Source organism: Pristimantibacillus sp. PTI5, assembly GCF_048572955.1.
GTDB lineage: Bacteria > Bacillota > Bacilli > Paenibacillales > Paenibacillaceae > Pristimantibacillus.
Window position 1 is genome coordinate 1,977,557 of sequence record NZ_CP183886.1, and the last position, 19,069, is coordinate 1,996,625.

Consider the following 19,069-nt stretch of genomic DNA (forward strand, 5'->3'; position numbering starts at 1 on the left):
GCGAGCTGCTGCAATTGAGGTGTCGTATGAGCTCTTTTTTACAAATCAAAATCTATCGTTATAAGTTTATTGCCTATGTCATCTTCGTCGTGACCATTGGTCTCACGCTTGGCATTCTGACCTGCGCCATGCTGCTGAATCAATGGATTGGCGATGCCCGTTTAGAGGCTGCTAATGCTTTCGCGAGTGTAGAGAACGAGCTCCAGTATGATGCTGACCGAATTGAGGCCTATATGCAGCGTATATACTCCAATCATAGTCTGATGGATGATGCTCGCAGCTTTTTAAGCAGCAGTGCTGAAGGATACTTAACTAATAGCCTGCAAAACAGCCAATTCTCACAGCCGCTGGTATCCTTTCCAGAGGATATTAAAACCTACCTGTACAGCTGGGCGCAAGGTGGAATAACGCAGGTTAGTCTGCATACCAACCAGTATGGCAATGTCGTACAATTTAACGGTAACGGAATTGCAAGCTTCAAGTTCGGTCTTCCAAAAACAGACGAAGCTTTCCATGATACCATTCTAAAGGGATTCGTATATCACAAGAAACTATCGGATCCTACACTCGGCTCTAAGGAATTAGGGGAGCTGCGCTTCTTGGCCAGCAGTGATCAAATTTTTAAATCTATACAAAATTATCGTTTGGGAGAGGCTGCTGCAGTAAGCGCTTCTGGTGAGGTATACCTTATCGGTAACGGACAGGACCAAGACTTGAAGGAATTATCCCGTCTAGCGGCGGCGTATGGACGCAGTCATGGTTATATTTCGAGGGGATTTTTTGAGCATATCTTTTTTATCACCTTCCCGTCCACCAAGTTTAATTTCAAATTCGTTAGCATCGTTGATTTATCTATGCTAATTAAGCAGCATGCCAAAATGCTAATCACCATCTTTCTGATCGTAATAACGACCATGATTAGTGTACTACTGCTCATTGTGTACAATATGCGGGATGATTCCCGTTTCCTGCACCGCATCATTCAATCGATTGGACGCGTGAAAACAGCCAATTTCACCCCTAATCGCCCTGCCCGTTATCGCCGCAATGAATACGGCATGATCGCAAGGGAATTAGACGATATGATTCAGCAATTAGATAAGCATATCCGTAATGAATATTTGCTTAAACTAAAACAGCAAGAAACCGAAATGAAAGCGCTTCAGCATCAGATTAACCCTCATTTTCTCTACAATACGTTAGAGGTTATCCGCTCCACCGCCCTGGTTAACCAGGACAGGGACACCGCTGATGCCATCGCTACCTTAGGGGCACTCTATCGTGAAATTGTCAAAAAGGAGAATATTATTACGATTGCAAGTGAGCTGGAATTGCTGCAGAAGTACTTAGAGATTATGGAGTTTAAGTATCCAGAACGTTTTTTTTATCAAGTCAATGTTGAGCCGGCGTTACTCTCGATCCCTACCGTGAAATTCTGGATGCAGCCTTTGGCTGAGAATTTTTTCGTCCATGGCTTTAGCGCTAGTAATGAGTTTAACCTGTATATCGTCAATGGCTGGGAAGCTGAAGAACATTATGTATTAGAATTCGTGGATAATGGGCGAGGAATTCATGCGGACCGTTTGAATGCAGTGCGAAGCACACTGTCCAACCATGATGATACCTCTTCCGAGAGTATCGGTTTACGCAACGTATACACAAGGCTTCACTTCTTTTATGGAAAAAGCTTTTCTATAGAGATTGAGAATAATGAGGAAGCTGGAGTTAAGATTTCTGTACGGATTTCAAAAGAGGTGATTGAACATGTACAAACTGCTGATAATAGATGACGAACCTCAGATTTTGGAGGGTATGAAGCGAATCCTGGACTGGAAACAATACGGTTTCAGTCGGATCGATACCTGCGAATCTACGGAGGCGGCCATGTCCAAGGTTGTAGATCTGGTGCCAGATGTCGCCATTTTTGATGTCTGCATTGGCAAGAATCTTGGCTATGAAACGATCTACAGGCTCAATGAGCTCCATATCCCTACGAAATATGTGATTATGAGCGGCTATAGTGAATTCAAGTATGCCCAAGAAGCTGTTCGTTGCGGTGTCAAAGACTATCTACTCAAGCCTGTAGATCGTACAAAGCTGCAGCAAGTTATTGAGAAGATTATTGTTGAAGATCTGGGTGGTACGATAGGTAATATAAGCTGTGAGAGTTTGAACAAGGATCCCGTACTTGGTGTAAGCTATGACAGCTTATCCAAGCTGGTCAACCGCATTCTGCTGATGATCAAGACGGAGTATGCTCACAATATCACCTTAAAATCAGTCGCAGAGCGCTTCCAAATGAACAGTACTTATCTTGGACAATTATTTCTCAAAGAATCCGAAATGAAGTTTTCAGAGTACCTAATGGCTTACCGTATGCTCCTCGCACAAGAACGGATTCAATCGACAGATGAGAAGATTTCTTCTATCGCGCTTTCTGTCGGCTACAACAATCTCAATTATTTTTATACGCACTTTCAAAGCTTTTTCGGAAAATCTCCCTCTGATCTGCGGGGAAAAGGCTAACAATGAGCTCTGCGGAAAGGAGGATATTGATGCTAAAGTGCTCTAGACACAGATGTATCTTCATGACAATCAGTATTATACTGCTGCTCACAGCGTATACGACCGGTTGCTCCCGGCAGCCTAGCAAAAACAACGATCACAAATATGATGGTGATACTGTAAATCTGATTTATTACACGATTGGAGAGCCTGACAAGGATCTGAAGCTCGTAAATGATAAAATCAATGAAATCATGGCTCCTAAAATTGGCGTGACTATCACCTACATCAAGATTGGTTGGCAGGAGTATGAAGACCGGCTGAACACACTTATATCCGCAGGCACTCCTTTCGACATTGCTTTTGCCCCAAACTATGCAACCACCACTATGCGCGGCGCATGGCTGAGACTGGATGACTATCTTACAAGTCTGGGTAAAGGTTTGTACGACGCGATTGATCCAACCTTTTGGCAAGGGGCACGAATGAATGATGGAGGCATTTATGGGGTGCCGACCAATAAAGAACTGGCTGTGCGTGATCATTGGATGTACCCTGCTTCCATAGTGAAGAAGTACAATATCGACATTACCAAGTACAATACGCTGGAATCGCTTGAACCTTTGCTCCGGATGATTCAACAGAATGAGCCTGCATTCATACCAATGGAATTAGATCGGGATTCACACAATTTCTTCGCTCTCTATGGCTACGAATATATTGTAAACCATAAAGTTCCCTTGATGGTGCAATCACTGGACCCTAACGCTGAGGTCGTTAATATCTTCGAAACAAAGGAAGCACGGCAGGTTTTAGATACATTAAGGCGTTATTATAAGGACGGCTTCATTAACAAAGACGCGGCGCTTCGGGAGCCTGGCGGACTTAAGCGCGGGGATAAAGTGTTCTGGAAATCCTCAGGCGGCGGACCACTCTCGGAGACTACTTGGAGTAAGGATCGCGGCTATAAGGTTGTATCGAATCCCGTAACCCCTATCGTCGTCACCACGGAATCAGTCCGTGGCGGGATCATGGCTGTTAATGCCAATACCAAGCATCCCATTGAGTCTATTAAGTTTCTGAATCTACTCAATACCGACCCTGAATTACGAAACTTATTTAATTATGGTATTGAAGGGGTCCATTACACGCTGAGTGAACAAGGGCAAGCGATCCCCATTCCCGGCAAAGACAGCCACGGCGAGCCCATCCCGGATGCACCAGCAAGCTATGCAGGAGTACAGTATACACAGGGCAACTGGTTTATCCTGAAAACCATGGGCGGTGAAAACCCGGAACCCCTTGATAAATGGGAGCAATTCCGCAAATACAACGCTGAAGTAATCAAGTCAACCGTTCTCGGCTTTACTCCTGATTTATCCAAGATGACCGCCCAAACCGATAACATCGAGATGGTTTGGAAGAAATACTATTCAAGCCTCATGACTGGCACCGTCGATGTCGACACGATCCTCCCCAAGTTTAACGAGGAGCTCAAACTCGCAGGCATCGAGGAGGTAAGGAAAGAAGTACAGAAGCAGTTGGATGCGCGGCGGGGCGTAAAGAGGTAAGTGCTCTAGCGGCTCCCGCATCCCGCTAGCGGATCCGGGTCCCATCGACACTAGTCCCCAAAATCCCGTTCCCAGAAGCGTGAATACGGTGTTAGCTGTTGGATTGTGACTTCACTGAATATCCCATTAAATGATCTATTTCAATACTATGTTCAATTTTCATTTCTAACTTTTCTCTTAATTGATCATACTTATTCAATAATTCTACTTCTTGTTCTAGTGTATTTGAGATAATTCCAATGATTGAGTCATCCTTGTCTTCGTTGCTCCAATCAAATAGTTCTCTATAGATATCAACTAACGATTTCATTTCTGTTCACGATCTTTCAGCTTACGTTTTATTTACGATCTTCCCAACTTTTTATGATTAAGGTATTCTCGAAATGAATTAAGGTAACCTGTCCGTTAGCTTAATGACGCATCGATAGTCTAAGACTTTATTTTCTCAATATCTACATCTTTGTTTTCCTAGTCTACATCTTTGTTTTCAGATTAATATTTTCTTCAACAGGTACAGTAGTATATAAAGTCTTATCACATTGCTTCATGAACATTGCCAGGCGTAACAACGGACGGAAAAATGGCTGTCGAGGTTTCTCGACAGCCTGTGGAACATGATTATCTCATATTTCAACTATTTTAGGCGGATAAGCTTTTTTCACCAACCCATTTAAGCAATAATGATGTCAAGAACAGCTGAATAGTCGGCTGAAATAAATTCGTCCTTTCCGATCACGGTAATTTCTCCATTCGGTTTCCCTATTATTGCCCCGTCTTCTATCACACATCCCTCGCCAAGAATAGCTTTATAGATTTGGACATTGCTTCCGATTTTGACGTCCGGCATAATGATGCTTTCCCGGATCTCGCATCCTTGGCCGATATGTACGCCGCTAAATATGACGGATCGCACTAACTCTCCTTCAATTATACTATCGGGATGAATTATCGACTTATGAGATTCAGCAGTCGGGTAGAGATTCGTTGTCGATGGTTGAAGACGCTTATTTGTGTACATCGGCCATTGTCCGTCATCAAGAACAATCTCACCGCCGAGCACCTCCATATGTGCATCCCAAAGGCTCTCCACCGTGCCCACATCACGCCAATATCCCTGGAAAGGAAAAGCAAACACATTCGACCCGGCTGCCAGCATCTGAGGGATGAGGTCCTTGCCGAAGTCATGAGAAGAAAGCTCATTCTCAGCATCCTGGAGCAAATAACGCTTTAGGAATGACCAACGGAATATGTAAATGCCCATTGAAGCAAGATTACTTTCAGGCTTGGATGGCTTTTCGAGAAAGTTAGTTACTTTATACGAATCGTCTACATTCATAATGCCGAATTGATGTGCGTCCTTCCACGGAACCTGCTTTACCGAGATCGTAGCTTCTGCTCCGCTTTCCTCATGGAACTCAATCATGGCGTTATAATCCATCTTATAAATATGATCCCCAGAGAGCAATAGCACGTGCTCCGGATTATGCCGCTGTATATACTCCAAATTTTTGTAGATGGCATCAGCCGTTCCCGAATAGAGGCCATCAGCCTGTCGACTGGCATCAAGGAGCGTAATTTCGGTTTCTTTTTCATTCAACCAAAATCCACTGTCTTTAATATGCATATGCAAGGTCTCCGCTTTGTACTGGGTCAATACCCCAATCGTGTCGATTCCTGAATTCAAACAATTGCTGAGCGGAAAATCAATAATGCGATATTGACCACCGAATGGCACCGCCGGCTTAGCGAGCTTCTGGGTTAGCGGAGCAAGCCGCTTTCCTTCCCCGCCTGCAAGTATCATAGCAATACATTTCTTCTGTGTTATACGGATCATCTCCTCTATTGGTGTAGTTTGCTCCCAAGCCATAAAGAGTAACTCAAAAAATAGTACCAGATGATCGTTACGAAGCTTGTCATAAACTGATGTAACTGAAAAATATTTACCGACAAAATAAAACGAAGAAAAAAATTCGAAACATCCCCCATTAGCACACCATTATTCAAAGCACTTGTTACGGAATTTCGACATAACTGCGATTTCCATTGTTGTTTGTTACTCGGCTTCGTGTCATTTTCAAGTATCATTTTTACGATCTTCGACATCCTTATTTCGACAATATCTTTAGAGCATTTGTGCTATCCCCTGTGTCAATCAAATCGCAAGGGAAGTGACTATCTGAAACGACGCTGTATAAGTTGAAAAGGGCAGCTAGGGCGAAAGGAATCGCTATGCCTGGCGGAGACAAAAAAGCAGAGTGATGGAGCACGCGAGATGAATTTTCAATAGTAGTAGAGACAGCTACTTTAAGTGAGTTCGAGTTATCGGAATACTGCCGCGCCAAAGCGTTGTTTGTAGAGCAAACAAAAAAGCGGGATACTTGTATGCAGTCCAATGGCGGTGTAGCTTGGGCTTACACAGCGTACATTACATTATTCATCGGCGAATGATCTGCGGTACAATTATTTCAGTGAAATAATTGAAATAATCTTACTTCACGTAATTTCCGAGCCCTGCTTTGTACCACCGATAAACATTCTTCGAGACCTGACCCGATACAGTACAAACTTTAAAGACAAGTGCACTTGAGAAAAATTGTATAAACAAAAATTTGCAAGATGCAAACTAATTGTTTCTACTGAAGCAGTGGAAACTCATGTACACATACAACGGCGCTATCGGACGCGTCGGCTTACCTGTTTCGTACGCGGAAACTTGTCGGCAAATGTTACCGGGGAACTGGAAATAGACCCTGTCGAAATCGTCTCGCATCCGTTAAATAATGCAAAATTTTGAAAACAATTGTTCAAGGCATTCTTGGTTGGTGAAATGTCATCCAATTATTCACTTTTCTTCACGTGAAGCGGATTGACCACAGCGCACGTAACGTGATTCTTTTAAAAAATGGGCCAGGTTCAGCCAGTAATGGCCGGTCGGTTCCATGCCTACGATGACGTCCTGAACCCCTTGCTCCGTTGCAATCTTTCTGTACCAGCTAACGAACATTTCGAAGCCTTCACGGTCGTTCTCAAACGTAATGGGCTTCCCGAACTCGACTCCGCGGTAGTCTTGTGCGCGAGCCACATGTTGGAACTTTGCGATGTCGACACCGACAATTAAGGTAGAAGAAGTGATTTGCTTAATGCGTTCATTTTGAGTAGAATTCATTTTGTAGTCTCCTTGGTTTGTATTTGGATCCGATCGCTGGCCAGCATCTGGGACCCACATACATCATACCAAGGAGTCTTTTTATTTCTCAAACTCCGTATTTCTTCATAATAGGAATGCTGCCCGTTAGCGCAACGAAAAATGGAGCAGCTGCCGTAGGCAAGCTGCTCCATTTTCCCTTCAACTATCGTTTCCCGTTAGTTCAAAACCATGCTGTATATAATCAATTTTGTTCCTCAGTGATGTGTTTCAACAATTGGGCTTGATTACCCTAAAGTGTCCTCATTAGATGTTTAACGTACCTTCGACACAAGTAACTGCATGACCACCGATTAAGATTTTTCCGTTATCCTGAAATCGAACTTCGACCCTTCCTTTTCGCCCTACACAATATCCCTGACTAGCAACATAGTTCGATTTTTTTATAAGTTCAAACTTTTTTATCAGTGTTGCCACGCATCCATTACCGCTACCACACACAGGGTCTTCATCTACTCCTTCGGTAGGGGCAAATGACCGTACCTCAAGATTAGACTCTGTATTTTCAGAATCTAGCCCAAATACGGTAACACCTGTTACTCCTGACGGAATCAATGTAGAAAGTTTCGCCATGTCGGGGCGCATGCTTCGTACCTCATTTGCATTAGATACTTGTAGTGTAATCCATACTGCTCCAACATCAATCGTTGCACTTGCTTTAACACTATGCGAAGGGACTCCCAAAGCATTTGCAAGTTCAACTAAATCTGCAGATTGTATGCTTTGTACTTTAGGCTCAGGCAATGTCAGGAATAGTTTATCTTCATCAATAAAAATAGAGACTAACCCGCTACCACATTCCTGTACGATACATCCTTCTGTCTTCGGTTTTTGACCATGTTTAAGTATAGCAAAAGCAGACCCTATAGTAGGGTGTCCTGCAAAAGGAAGCTCACTGTTAGGGGTGAAAATGCGCAATCTATAGTCAGCCCGTGGGTCTGTTGGCGTGCAGACAAAGGTGGTTTCAGATAGGTTCGTCCAATTTGCGATAGCCTGCATCTCCTCCGTTGACAGTTCATTTCCATCGAGAACAACGGCAACGGGGTTGCCCTTAAATGGAACATCAGTAAATACGTCTACTTGTTGGAATGGAACTTGGTGATTCATTAATTATTTCCCCTTTCGAATTAAAAAATTGTTTAGGTTTGTAAGTAAGGTGACCACCGTGAATAATTTTGGGGCAAAAAAAAGCAATGAAATATTCGTATGGAGCAACAATTGGTTTTAGATTACTACTCGTAATTCTGCTGCGTTGAACACAACTATTAATAGTAATGCTGATCATCTCTTATAACATCCTACATCTTAAAACGAATACCATATAGTATATTATTGCAGATATTTAGCTTCTCCCGCCATGGATCTAAGTCGCAAAAGATATTGTTGTTCCTTGTAACTTTCCTGCCCATTAACTCAACGAGGCTACCGTTGCCGGCAGCCTCGTCCTGGTGCTTGTTTTGCTATAGATTTACCCGTTAGTTCAACAGGAACTAGAGTTAATTACTATTCGTCAGAGAACGATGAGTAGATTATTCAAGGCTCTGCAAATAAAGCTCATACTCGATTGTAAACTCAAGCGCTCGGGAAAATTCGGGAGAGAGCGCAGACAATGTTTCAACCACAGCTTCCTTTCCCACTTCTCTTAATGCAAGGATCTCCGGCTGCCGAGGTACTTGAAACTGTGTGTGATCATGATAGACAATAGTGACAATCGTGCCGATTGGCTCTTGGTGCGGACCATAAATTGTGCTCCACATCCAGCGCTGCTGGTTATCCTGCAGATCATTGCCCCATTCCCGCGAGATGTCAAAATCTCCTGGGAACCGGGGCTCCGGATTAAGACCGGCCTCTTTAAACTGACGGTGAATGGGAAGAAACAACAGGTTCAAATATGTTCCATAGGCCATGTCTCCTGCTTCCACGTAAGCCTGTTGCAGTTTATCTCGATGGTTCACCAGCACTTTATCCCAATTATAGGAAATATGTTCCTTGATGTACCGGGAAATGCTCTTGATACGAGCTTCGCCGCTCTCTTCCAATACAATTTGCAGCAAGTTTATTGATCCCATCTCAAAACATCCTTTCATTTGAGATTCACTTTCCCTTCTATCTTATAACATTCATGCAAATCCAAAGGTTATAAAGAAAAAACACCGTTGGTATTTGAATACAAGTGAAGAACCTTAGCATAGGGTTTAAACTTTTACTGAAGCGTTTTTTGGATTTATTATCAGCGAAGTCATTTACTCTCGTACGCTTTGTTGAGCAAATTTGCCAGTTAGTTCAACGAGGCTGCCGTTCTATGCCGGCAGCCTCGTCCACGTGATTATTAAGCCATAGTTCCCCGTAAGTGTAAAAAAGGACTAGTGTGTTTTTCTATATGGAAGTAAAATGCTCTCTACCCACTCATAAAATTTATTTTCTGCTTCTTCGTAGTCACGCACCGTTAAAATCACAGCTCCAAACAATTGATGTCTTGGCTGAGTCTTTACAAACAAGTCTGTATCATGACTATCATCGTAATAAACAACCCATTTGCCATCTTCAAAAAAACCAACAGCTTCTATATCATTGCCATCCTTGTAGTACCCCAAATGCCAATGGCTTATTTCCATTTATTCTTTATCTCCTTCATTTCGGAATAATTCACCGCCAAATATAAGCTCTAAATTGAAAACCCTGACCTTGCCCTGAAAAAGCGGCAGACCAAATTCTGGTTTGCCGCTTCAATAATACTATCGTTAGCTTAATACTTGATTCTTCCCCAATTACCCAATAGTTGTTCCATTAGGTAATTCAATATCCGGTTTCAAAAGGATCACATCACCCTTTTCCGGTATTCCTCCAAGAACTAATACTTCTGATTTGAAACCCGCTATACGCCGAGCAGGGAAGTTAACTACAGCTATTATTTGTTTCCCTATAATATCCTCAGTCTTATATCGTTTTGTTATTTGCGCACTTGAAGTTTTAACTCCGATATCTGGTCCAAAATCAATTCGAAGTTTAATAGCAGGTATTTTTGCTTCTGCAAAAAAATCCGCTTGAATAACAGTTCCTACACGAATATCGAGATTCAAAAAATCATCAATTGTTGCCATTATTCGTTCCCCTATCCAATTAAAATGAATTCTTAAATAATCAGTTGCTATTTTGAACATTGTACTTTAATGATTTTGACCAAAAATACATTCCCATACCGATTAAAGTTATCATACCGCCTAAGAACTGAAAGAAAGTAATTGTTTCTCCTAATAGTAGATACGCAAGAATAATGGCAAGAACAGGTTCGCCAATAATGCCTACAGAGACAGTAGTTGCCCCAATTGATTTTAACAATAGATTAAAAATATATTGACCAAAAATAGTTGGGATTATTGCAAGCAACAAAAAATAAGTCCATTCCGATGAGTCGTAGTCCACTAAAGAGAAATTATTTAACAAATTGTAGACGAGCATGACGGTGCCGCCCATAAAAAAAACGATTATGCTGTACACATTAGCATCGATTTTACGACTCACTTTCTGCCCCGCTAACAGATATGCTGAAACGAAGAGTGTGCCAATTAACGATAATCCGTCTCCAATTAGCGCTTCTCTCGAAATCCCTATGTCTCCCCAAGCTATAATAATTGAACCAAAAAGAGCAACGATCAAGCAAAACAGAGTTAGCAGATTAGCTTGTTCCTTGAACAAAAAGTAAGAACCGATCATTACAAATAATGGCTGTAACGACAAGATGACCATGGAGCTTGCAACTGAGGTATAGGCCAATGATTCCATCCAGAATAAAAAGTGTAACCCTAGAAACAGACCGGCTAGAATAACAATACTCCAGTCTTTTTTATTCATCTCTGAGGAGCGAAGCATTTTCCAAGGCACAAAAGCGAACATGATGATTACGGAAATAAACAATCTGTACATCCCAGCCACCGATGTGGGTGTATCTGAAAATTTTATCATGATGGAAGAGATAGAAACGGACAATATACTGATTAATAACAAAATATACGGATGAGAAGGTAACGAGGATTTATTTAATTTAACCATAGTTCCTCCAAGCTAATAAACAATTAACTGTGCACAGAATTGTAATGATAAGCTTAAGCTGGATATAATAATATCATCAATATCATCTATTTTGTGTAACTATATCTTTAATTTATATCGAAATATCGTCTAATAAAGGAGCCTGTCCCTTGAAAAAACAATTACACGAAGCCATTCGGTATCCTGACGAGGCATTTCCATACATTATGTACACTCATACTAATCATGGCTCTATTCCTGAAGGCAGAGGAGTTAACGATCTGCATTGGCACGAAGAATTACAAATTACTTTCGTGACCAAAGGGAAACTAACTATACAAATCAATGGTATCGATTATGATTTAGGAACGGGTCAGGCCATTTTTATCAATAAGAGTGTTCTTCACATTGTTACATACCTAACTCATGACGGTGAATATGTAAGCTTTAATTTTCCGGAGAAGCTGCTCGCCTTTTATTCAGATAGTGCCATGGAAAAAAGCTATGTACTTCCTTTTACTAATTCTTACTTATTATCTTTAGAGATCAAAGGAGATGCGGAGTGGCAAAATCAAATCCTGCAATTACTTTGGTATATGAAGAAGGAATTTGAAATAAAAGAAACCTGGGGATGGCAGTATGAGGTTTCCATCAAAACGGTTCAGTTGTGGCTGATTCTTATATCCAATATCCGTCTATCTTCAGAGGAGTCCTCTAAACATAACCGGCTCCAGCAAGAGAGACTGCAATTAATGCTTAGCTTTATCCACCAAAACTATACAGACAATATAACTTTGAAGGAAATTGCTGACGTAGCACATTTGAGTGTCTCGGAGTGCGCTCGCAGCTTTAAAAAAAGCATTCATATGACTCCTTACTACTACTTGGTTAAATACCGCATTAAAAGGAGCTGCGAGCTGTTAGAAACGACTGAGTATACGATAACCGAAATTGCCCGGAGAGTTGGTTTCAATCATGTAAATCATTTTATCCAATCTTTTAAAAAACATCGTGCTATTACACCTAAGGAATTCCGTAAAATTAGAAATGAACAGACTTCATCTCAGAAACTAATTCCATGTAAAAACGAAACATAGCAGTCCAGTAGAAATGACTCCCGTCTTTACCAAGGGAAGTACCACTGGGCTTTTCATTCGACTGGAATTTATAGTATGCTAAACCATATGAAAGGAGAGGAATTTATGGTTAAACAACTGATCGTCGGCGACGCTACGCATGAACTGGAATCTACGCGCCGCATTCTGGAACGCTTGCCCGAGGAACATATGTCGTGGAAGCCGCACGAGAAATCGATGACGCTCGGCGGACTGGCCACGCACCTGATCAACCTGCTGAACTGGCAAATTGCGATTTTCCAGTATCGGGAGTTCGATCTTTCGACCGTCCCGCTGCGGCGGGAGCCTTTGGAGAAACGCGCTGACGTTCTGGAGGAGTTTGACGCGAACGTCAGCAAGGTTGAAAAGTTGCTCGCCGAATGCGACGAGAAAACACTCGGCGAGGAATGGACGCTGCGCCACGGTGACCATATTATCCTCCGCGAGCCGCGGGCGATCGCGCTCCGCACCTTCGGATTAAGCCACATGGTCCACCACCGGGCGCAGCTCGGGGTATACTTGCGGCTTCTCGATACTCCGGTGCCGGGCATCTACGGTCCCTCGGCCGACGAGCAAGCACCATGAACTAATTTTCACGATTTGATTCGCGCCAAACAGTTGCAGGGCACCGGCATAACCGCCGGTACTCTGCGACTGTTTTATTGTCATCGAATATCTGGTCCCGCAAACAGCTGGCGGTGAGAATGGAATTATCCTGCCCATTACCTCAATGACTTAGCGTATTGACTTATCAAAAAGCTAATTTGAGTAATAAAAAAGCACCTACCAACCGAATGGAGATGCTTTAACTTTTTAATTTCCACTAAAACTTAATCCAAATCGCAAGTATTAAAAAAATTATCGTAACAATCACGCTTATCGCAAGCATAAACACGCCAATCTTATTACTCACGACTGCCCCAAAATCATTTACGTACCTTTTGGAAACCAGTACTGCCGCTAACCAGAACGGTATTGAAGCTAAAAAAGGATAGTGAAAACCATCAGTGCCGTTTGAGTATATATCTAGTCCTATTATTTTAAAGAGAGAATGGCTTACAATCAAATCATTCCCAAAATTCCAGTTTATTAAGAATCCCGAAAGCAGAAGAAATAAAGAAAGTGATCCATAACCAAAGCGTTTCTTTACTCCCAAAATGCATCAACCTCTCAGCGAATATTTTATCCATATTATACCATGTATGCCTAAGTGATGATATTCATTTTAGCAAGAGTACGCTGTTTCAGATGCTAGGGCTTTCTGCACTCCCCTGCATGTTAGCTTAATAAGAAGAACAGGCCACCGTAGCGCCTGCTCATCATGTATTCACTCCCCCTTTTGTTACTAGCAGCTGTCTTCACTTGCTTAGCGACTAAAAAAAAACCCTTCTAACGAAAAGTATTATATTATATAAAACCAGAATGGTAACAGCACGCTGCTAGGAGGGAGAAATTTATGACTATCCAACTCGCTGAATGTATTAATCACTCCGCTCAAAATAATCCCCATATAATTTCTATTATGGCCGAAATGATCGCAACTATGGAGAATGACGCCAAACTCAAAAAAGAAATTCTTTTTACAGTTGATGAAATCAGTATGGAGATTTCCAGAAAAGATAAACTCTGTTATGACGTAGTGAATGCTACTCGTAATAACGGTGACTATTACAAAGCTAAGATGCTATGGAAACAATTTAGAAATGAAGTAGAGCATGCCCTAGGAGAATTGTATAAGCGAATTCAATGGACAAGATACCCTGACGAATGGAGTGAGACATATGAGCTCCTAAAGCGTCGAGCAGCTTTACATGATGATGAGGTGGAAAGATTAGAGCGGCAAGAGTTATTGAGCGTCTAGTCAGTTCTATAAATTGGAACAGTCAAATAACGCACCTCTTATCACACTCATACAATACCACATATTGGAACTATCCTGCCCAATAGTCCAATGAAAAACAGCTGCCGATTGATTGCCGGCAGCTGTCTTATTGTTGTGCTAATGTTACCTGTTAACTTAATGAAATAAAATCATTTAGAAGCTTATTGGTGCGTAATAAGCTAGTAAACGTGTTGTCTTTTCTCTATCAGTAAACTTTACTACAAGTTCTGTATTCATTCTTTCACCAAGTATTTCAATAATTTTACCTGCACCAAACTTAGGATGTTGAATCTCATCATTGATACCAAGTGATTCAATAAATCGTTTTTGCTCATCAGGAGGATCTACTTCAGGTTCATTTAAATCCTGCTTTAGGTATTCAGGAGGTAACGGATATTTATTTCCGTCATTGTTGTAGTATTCTCCATCATCTCCTTGTACTCGAGCATCTATTCTATACCTGTGACCATTGAATGCGCGATTGGGTAGAAACCCTTAAAGGTTGACAGTGGCAGAAGCTTTTACTCTCCTACTCTGATACCTTGCAACGGCCCAGTCAATAAAGAAGCCCGCAGCCAGAAAGATAAGAAACACATTCGGATAACCATACCTATTGAAGGCGACGAATGGAACATAGATCACTGTAAAATAGGCCAATGCAAGCAGTAAAAATAAATAGGGAATCTTCTTTTGACGGAGGGCTTGCATAAGCATAATCAACAGCCCGGCTGCTCCAAGAAGCATAAATACGACATGATAGATGCCCGTGATCCATATATTTACACCAAATACCGTTTTCCAATAGTAAGGAACCTCGTATAATCCAAATACTTTATCTACCGTATACCATTTCAAATATTTCAATGGCTGATGCTGGAAGCCGAAAATCACAATTTTTTGGGCCGTTTCCGCCAGTGCGGCGTCTGAGCCTACAAATAAGTTATCACTGCTGCCCTCGTATTCCGGATGGGCGTCGAAGAAGGCCTTTGAAGGCGCCCCGTAGTGGATAAGCGCACCTAATAGCATCGGATTACCTGCTGACTGTGTGAATGGAATGAATTTATCAAACGTAATGTAATTCCGAACCCACCAAGGAGATAGAAGAAGGATCATCGTTAGCGAAATAACTGCCGTATGCTTCACTATCGTTTTCCAGGATACCCTCTGCACAAGCCATAAAAAGAACCAGACAGCGGGAAAAAGCACCGTATGCGGCTTGAAATAACAAGCTAGTCCAACAAAAACGGCCGCAATAACGTAATATTTCGTTTGCTGGCTCCTTAAGGCGAGAAGGCTGAAGCAAATAAGCAATATGAAAAGGGTGCGGAACATCGTTTCCGATAAAATTACGCCGGAGGAAAAATAATCGGGTAAATAAAGCGCTGTTGCGATACTGGCAATAATAGCTGCTCTACTATTAAAAAGCTGATTTGCCACTATAAAAATTAAATAGATCGAGAAGGCTTGAAGGGCTACCTGCAGGACTCGGAATGCTACAACCGCTCCATCTCCTTGTCCGAAAATGAGCATGAGACCAGCCAGCACGACCGGCATTCCAGGCATGATGAAAGTTGATGGCTCCTCGCCGCTGTTATAAGCAATCGTGTGCTTATTCAATAAAATCTTAGCGCTATTTACATACTTTACGTCGTCATTATTTAATTTCTCATAAGACCCAAGCAGAAAGTGATCGCCATACAACAGAACAGATGCGGTGCTAATCGAGAAAACGAGAATGATGATTACGAATAAAATGCTGCGAATAGGACGGGATACACGGTTAAGCTTAAACAAAATTTACACACCCTTTATCTTTATCTACGATGGATATAGAATTGCACTAACAACTAGAACGTGGTTTTTACAGCTCATTCTATAAATTGGAATATGTTAAAAACTTTTTTACAATTTCCACTCTTCATTAAAAACGAATAATGAAGCTTTTTTGTTGCGTTAACCTGCCAGTTAGAAAATACATGTATGCGCCCGACTGACACTACTCCTCGTTTGAATTTTCATTGAATACCCCTTCTTTTTGCATTTCGCATCTGCATGTCTGATATTTCGACGGATGAAGTTCCATTTTTGTTGCAAAATGGAACTTATATTCCTGCCAATGAACTTAAAGTGCAGGAACTCCACTTTATTTATTTGTTTTCATTTCCGTTCTGCCACAAAATCATATGCCTCTGAAAATTCCGTTATCGAACAAGACTCATTTAGTTCAATAACCAGTTGTTTTTTGTATCGCAAATTCTCAAATGACATAATCTGAACGTGTAATAAATCATCAATCTTTCTGAATTTCCAAACGGTTCCACCGGGTTCTTCATTCCATTCAAATTGTGAATTTGAAACAGGGAATGGACTGAGCTCTGGATTAAGTAAAATCAGAGCCTTTAACATCTCATCAAGAGCATCCGTGATATAACTTGTTGCAAAATAAAAGGTATTTGAGTTCATTTCAATGAATCCACTAGCCCAACCTCTTCCGGTAAGTTCATATTTGAACCTCAAAAATCCACCTCACCTTAGGGAGCTTAACTACGAAATAAAGCAGCTGCCTTAGCAAACTGCTCCTTGATTGTTGAACTATCGTTACCCGTCCCTCGGTTTAGTTTAACGAATGAATTTGTTGGGGATTCACTTTAGATTTTTCTTAGCATGGTACAACACAACAGCTTGAGGTTTATTTAGAATTCCACCATCTTCTTCAATTGCTTCTTTGATTTCCCCAAACAATTCAAATCGCACATTGTCGGGAAGTAGTCTATGTCTGGAATTAGTGTTTAATAAAGAGATATATTCGTCAGCTGTATAGGTGTGATTACAAATGTATTGCTTTATTTCTAATTCCTTAAACAACCCATCCTTTAGAGTTAAAACTGACCTATCATCGATAATTTGTTCAATGGTTGGGTTTTTTGAGTCATCTAGTTGTGGTGCATATCTATTGTAACTTTCTCGAATTCGATTTGAGACATCATCATAGGACGGAATATGGACGGTCCAAAAGAATGCTATAGAGCCTTCGTCGTTAAGCAATTCGAAGACCTTGCGATAGCCAACATCTTGTGGCTGAATAAAGTGAAACGCTGTACCAGATATAACCAAGTCAAAGTTACTCTTTTCACTCTGCCAAGTTTCAAATGGGGAATTGATTATGTTAACATTTGGTTTGTTTTTAAATTTGTTACGAGTAAGTTCCACTAATTTTTGACCTAATTCAATGCAAGTCACATTATCAAAACCTAAATCAACAAAACCTTTCGTTGCCTGACCTGTGCCACAGCCGATTTCAAGTATGGAATCGCTCTGCTTGATATCCGTCAACTCCAAGATGTCAGTAAATAATTGTTCTGGATATCTAGGTCTGTACTTGTCGTATTCACTAGCAATTTCGTTGAAAGTGTTTTTTCTTTCCATTTCAAAAACCTCCTATATATACTTTTGTGATAAAAAACAAAACTCCCGCCCCGTAAAGGGACGAGAGTTAATACTCCGTGTTACCACCCAAGTTCATCAATGCTTAACGCATCGAACTCTTTTCAAGTACGGCAACTTTAGTTATGTTGCTTATACCCTAGCACGATAACGGGTGCCACCGTCACATCCTACTTCCCTATTGGGTTTCGAGGTGCAGCTCAGAGACCATTTTCATTGGTACTTTCTTTGCCCCCTTTCAGCACTGAGGGGCTCTCTGCAAAAGAAACTGTCCAATTACTCTTTCTCACCACAGCCTTTATAGGTAAATAATGGTTTGAAAAGATAATATCACGATTAAAATTATGGAGCAAGACACTAATTTTCTTCATTCTTATGCCCAGTATGATGAAGGCGATATAAATTAAGATAGCAATTGAATCGATTAATGTATCCGAAAGTGCTTCTTAACGTTAATTTAAACAGGATGAAAATTGATCGATCAATCTGTTCGGTGCATGCCATCACGCAGTGATGCCAAGTGATTTTCGATAGATCGAAGCCGTATATCGATTGTATGCAGCTTCTCCTGAATTTCAAGATTCTCTTGTTCGGCTTTGTAGTTGATAGCGTTATCCAGCATTTGTTCCTGCTTGTCCTTTACGGTTTGCCTAATTTGGCTCATTTGAATCATAGCGGCTTGAAAAGCCGTAAAAACGGAAAGACAAAAGCTGAGCATAAATAAAGATGTCCGGCTGTTGTCGTACGTGAGCCATAGTATAACAATCAAACACAGTGTGATAACAAACCGCCAACTGCCACCGAAACTCGCCACCCAATCCGCAAGACGGTCCCAACGGCCAGCCTTTTGTTCCTGCTGTTCATGAAGGCAAGCTTTGATATTGCCTTTGTATTCATTAACCATTGAGGCGACTCGCTTTATATCGTCTGTGTTTTGTTCCCGGTTCGGGTATTGTTTTTCCAGTTCACTAAGTAGAGATGATTCCGAATCCGCTGTATGATCTAGGTTAGTTTTCATGCGACGCTTGGGTTCCATTATCATCTCTCCTTCATGGGCATCTTAACTTATACCCTTTTTCAACGCCTCCAACGCGTATTTCTTTATTCCTTTTTATTCTATCGCTTCGCTCGTCGCCAAAATATAGCCAATTGTTTCTCTGGGTATTAAGTTACCCTTCCGCATTGAGCACTTACGGATGAGAATGCTATAATAACAGCATTGATTCATTAAAGCTTTATGGGAGGACGACAATATTTTAAAAACTGATTTTATAGATGTAATGTCCATTATTTCCAATAAACTATATGAATCGACTGC

The 19,069-nt window shown here is 41.3% G+C and carries 19 protein-coding genes and 1 other annotated feature; of the genes, 6 read left to right on the plus strand and 13 right to left on the minus strand.

All coding sequences use genetic code 11. The features are described from left to right. Nucleotides 1-26: 26 nt before the first annotated feature. The 3 genes from ACN6MW_RS08780 (at nucleotide 27) to ACN6MW_RS08790 (ending at nucleotide 4,076) form a co-directional block, all read left to right on the plus strand. Nucleotides 27-1,790: a sensor histidine kinase gene (locus ACN6MW_RS08780; protein ID WP_419875130.1), complete on the plus strand. Its 1,764-nt coding sequence runs from the start codon at nucleotides 27-29 to the stop codon at nucleotides 1,788-1,790. Next, nucleotides 1,765-2,526, plus strand: a complete 762-nt coding sequence (locus ACN6MW_RS08785) for a response regulator transcription factor (RefSeq protein ID WP_419875131.1) — start codon at nucleotides 1,765-1,767, stop codon at nucleotides 2,524-2,526. Before ACN6MW_RS08780 ends, ACN6MW_RS08785 begins: the two co-directional genes overlap by 26 nt. 62 nt (nucleotides 2,527-2,588) lie before the next feature. Continuing rightward, complete coding sequence (locus ACN6MW_RS08790) at nucleotides 2,589-4,076, plus strand: ABC transporter substrate-binding protein (RefSeq protein ID WP_419875132.1); 1,488 nt, start codon at nucleotides 2,589-2,591, stop codon at nucleotides 4,074-4,076. A 670-nt stretch (nucleotides 4,077-4,746) separates the two neighbouring features. Here the strand turns inward: ACN6MW_RS08790 and ACN6MW_RS08795 are convergent. The 7 genes from ACN6MW_RS08795 to ACN6MW_RS08825 form a co-directional block, all read right to left on the minus strand. Further along, a complete protein-coding gene (locus tag ACN6MW_RS08795; RefSeq protein WP_419875133.1) occupies nucleotides 4,747-5,877 on the minus strand; it encodes a glucose-1-phosphate adenylyltransferase in 1,131 nt (376 codons plus the stop codon). Between the two features lie 1,041 nt (nucleotides 5,878-6,918). Then, complete coding sequence (locus ACN6MW_RS08800) at nucleotides 6,919-7,242, minus strand: IS110 family transposase (RefSeq protein ID WP_419875134.1); 324 nt, start codon at nucleotides 7,240-7,242, stop codon at nucleotides 6,919-6,921. A 285-nt stretch (nucleotides 7,243-7,527) separates the two neighbouring features. Beyond that, complete coding sequence (locus tag ACN6MW_RS08805) at nucleotides 7,528-8,388, minus strand: PhzF family phenazine biosynthesis protein (protein WP_419875135.1); 861 nt, start codon at nucleotides 8,386-8,388, stop codon at nucleotides 7,528-7,530. 422 nt (nucleotides 8,389-8,810) lie between these two features. Next, a complete protein-coding gene (locus ACN6MW_RS08810; RefSeq protein WP_419875136.1) occupies nucleotides 8,811-9,350 on the minus strand; it encodes a DUF6022 family protein in 540 nt (179 codons plus the stop codon). 294 nt (nucleotides 9,351-9,644) lie between these two features. Continuing rightward, nucleotides 9,645-9,896, minus strand: coding sequence for a DUF3986 family protein (locus tag ACN6MW_RS08815; protein WP_419875137.1), 252 nt, complete (start codon nucleotides 9,894-9,896; stop codon nucleotides 9,645-9,647). A gap of 153 nt (nucleotides 9,897-10,049) precedes the next feature. Next, nucleotides 10,050-10,382, minus strand: coding sequence for a chaperone CsaA (gene csaA / locus ACN6MW_RS08820; RefSeq protein WP_419875138.1), 333 nt, complete (start codon nucleotides 10,380-10,382; stop codon nucleotides 10,050-10,052). A gap of 40 nt (nucleotides 10,383-10,422) precedes the next feature. Then, the gene (locus ACN6MW_RS08825; protein ID WP_419875139.1) at nucleotides 10,423-11,331 is read right to left on the minus strand and encodes a DMT family transporter; all 909 of its coding nucleotides are present in this window, start codon (nucleotides 11,329-11,331) and stop codon (nucleotides 10,423-10,425) included. A 149-nt stretch (nucleotides 11,332-11,480) separates the two neighbouring features. On the opposite strand from ACN6MW_RS08825, the gene ACN6MW_RS08830 reads away from it, so the two are divergent. Further along, on the plus strand, nucleotides 11,481-12,407 hold the full coding sequence (locus ACN6MW_RS08830; protein WP_419875140.1) for an AraC family transcriptional regulator: 927 nt from the start codon (nucleotides 11,481-11,483) through the stop codon (nucleotides 12,405-12,407). A gap of 105 nt (nucleotides 12,408-12,512) precedes the next feature. Beyond that, nucleotides 12,513-13,010: a DinB family protein gene (locus ACN6MW_RS08835; protein WP_419875141.1), complete on the plus strand. Its 498-nt coding sequence runs from the start codon at nucleotides 12,513-12,515 to the stop codon at nucleotides 13,008-13,010. 238 nt (nucleotides 13,011-13,248) lie between these two features. Here ACN6MW_RS08835 and ACN6MW_RS08840 read toward each other — a convergent pair whose 3' ends face one another. Then, a complete protein-coding gene (locus ACN6MW_RS08840; protein WP_419875142.1) occupies nucleotides 13,249-13,581 on the minus strand; it encodes a hypothetical protein in 333 nt (110 codons plus the stop codon). 300 nt (nucleotides 13,582-13,881) lie between these two features. On the opposite strand from ACN6MW_RS08840, the gene ACN6MW_RS08845 reads away from it, so the two are divergent. Continuing rightward, entirely contained in the window at nucleotides 13,882-14,286 is a 405-nt protein-coding gene (locus ACN6MW_RS08845; protein WP_419875143.1) for a hypothetical protein, read from the plus strand. A 174-nt stretch (nucleotides 14,287-14,460) separates the two neighbouring features. Here ACN6MW_RS08845 and ACN6MW_RS08850 read toward each other — a convergent pair whose 3' ends face one another. The 5 genes from ACN6MW_RS08850 to ACN6MW_RS08870 form a co-directional block, all read right to left on the minus strand. Beyond that, a complete protein-coding gene (locus ACN6MW_RS08850) occupies nucleotides 14,461-14,760 on the minus strand; it encodes a hypothetical protein (protein ID WP_419876306.1) in 300 nt (99 codons plus the stop codon). Nucleotides 14,761-14,802: 42 nt separating this feature from the next. Next, nucleotides 14,803-16,101 (minus strand): glycosyltransferase family 39 protein, encoded by a 1,299-nt coding sequence (locus ACN6MW_RS08855; protein ID WP_419875144.1) that lies wholly within the window; start codon nucleotides 16,099-16,101, stop codon nucleotides 14,803-14,805. A 363-nt stretch (nucleotides 16,102-16,464) separates the two neighbouring features. After that, on the minus strand, nucleotides 16,465-16,824 hold the full coding sequence (locus ACN6MW_RS08860) for a hypothetical protein (RefSeq protein WP_419875145.1): 360 nt from the start codon (nucleotides 16,822-16,824) through the stop codon (nucleotides 16,465-16,467). A 126-nt stretch (nucleotides 16,825-16,950) separates the two neighbouring features. Then, nucleotides 16,951-17,733, minus strand: a complete 783-nt coding sequence (locus tag ACN6MW_RS08865) for a class I SAM-dependent methyltransferase (RefSeq protein WP_419875146.1) — start codon at nucleotides 17,731-17,733, stop codon at nucleotides 16,951-16,953. A gap of 53 nt (nucleotides 17,734-17,786) precedes the next feature. Further along, nucleotides 17,787-18,053 (minus strand) — a binding site (T-box leader). Nucleotides 18,054-18,232: 179 nt separating this feature from the next. Continuing rightward, nucleotides 18,233-18,787, minus strand: coding sequence for a DUF1003 domain-containing protein (locus tag ACN6MW_RS08870; protein WP_419875147.1), 555 nt, complete (start codon nucleotides 18,785-18,787; stop codon nucleotides 18,233-18,235). Nucleotides 18,788-19,069: the final 282 nt, after the last annotated feature.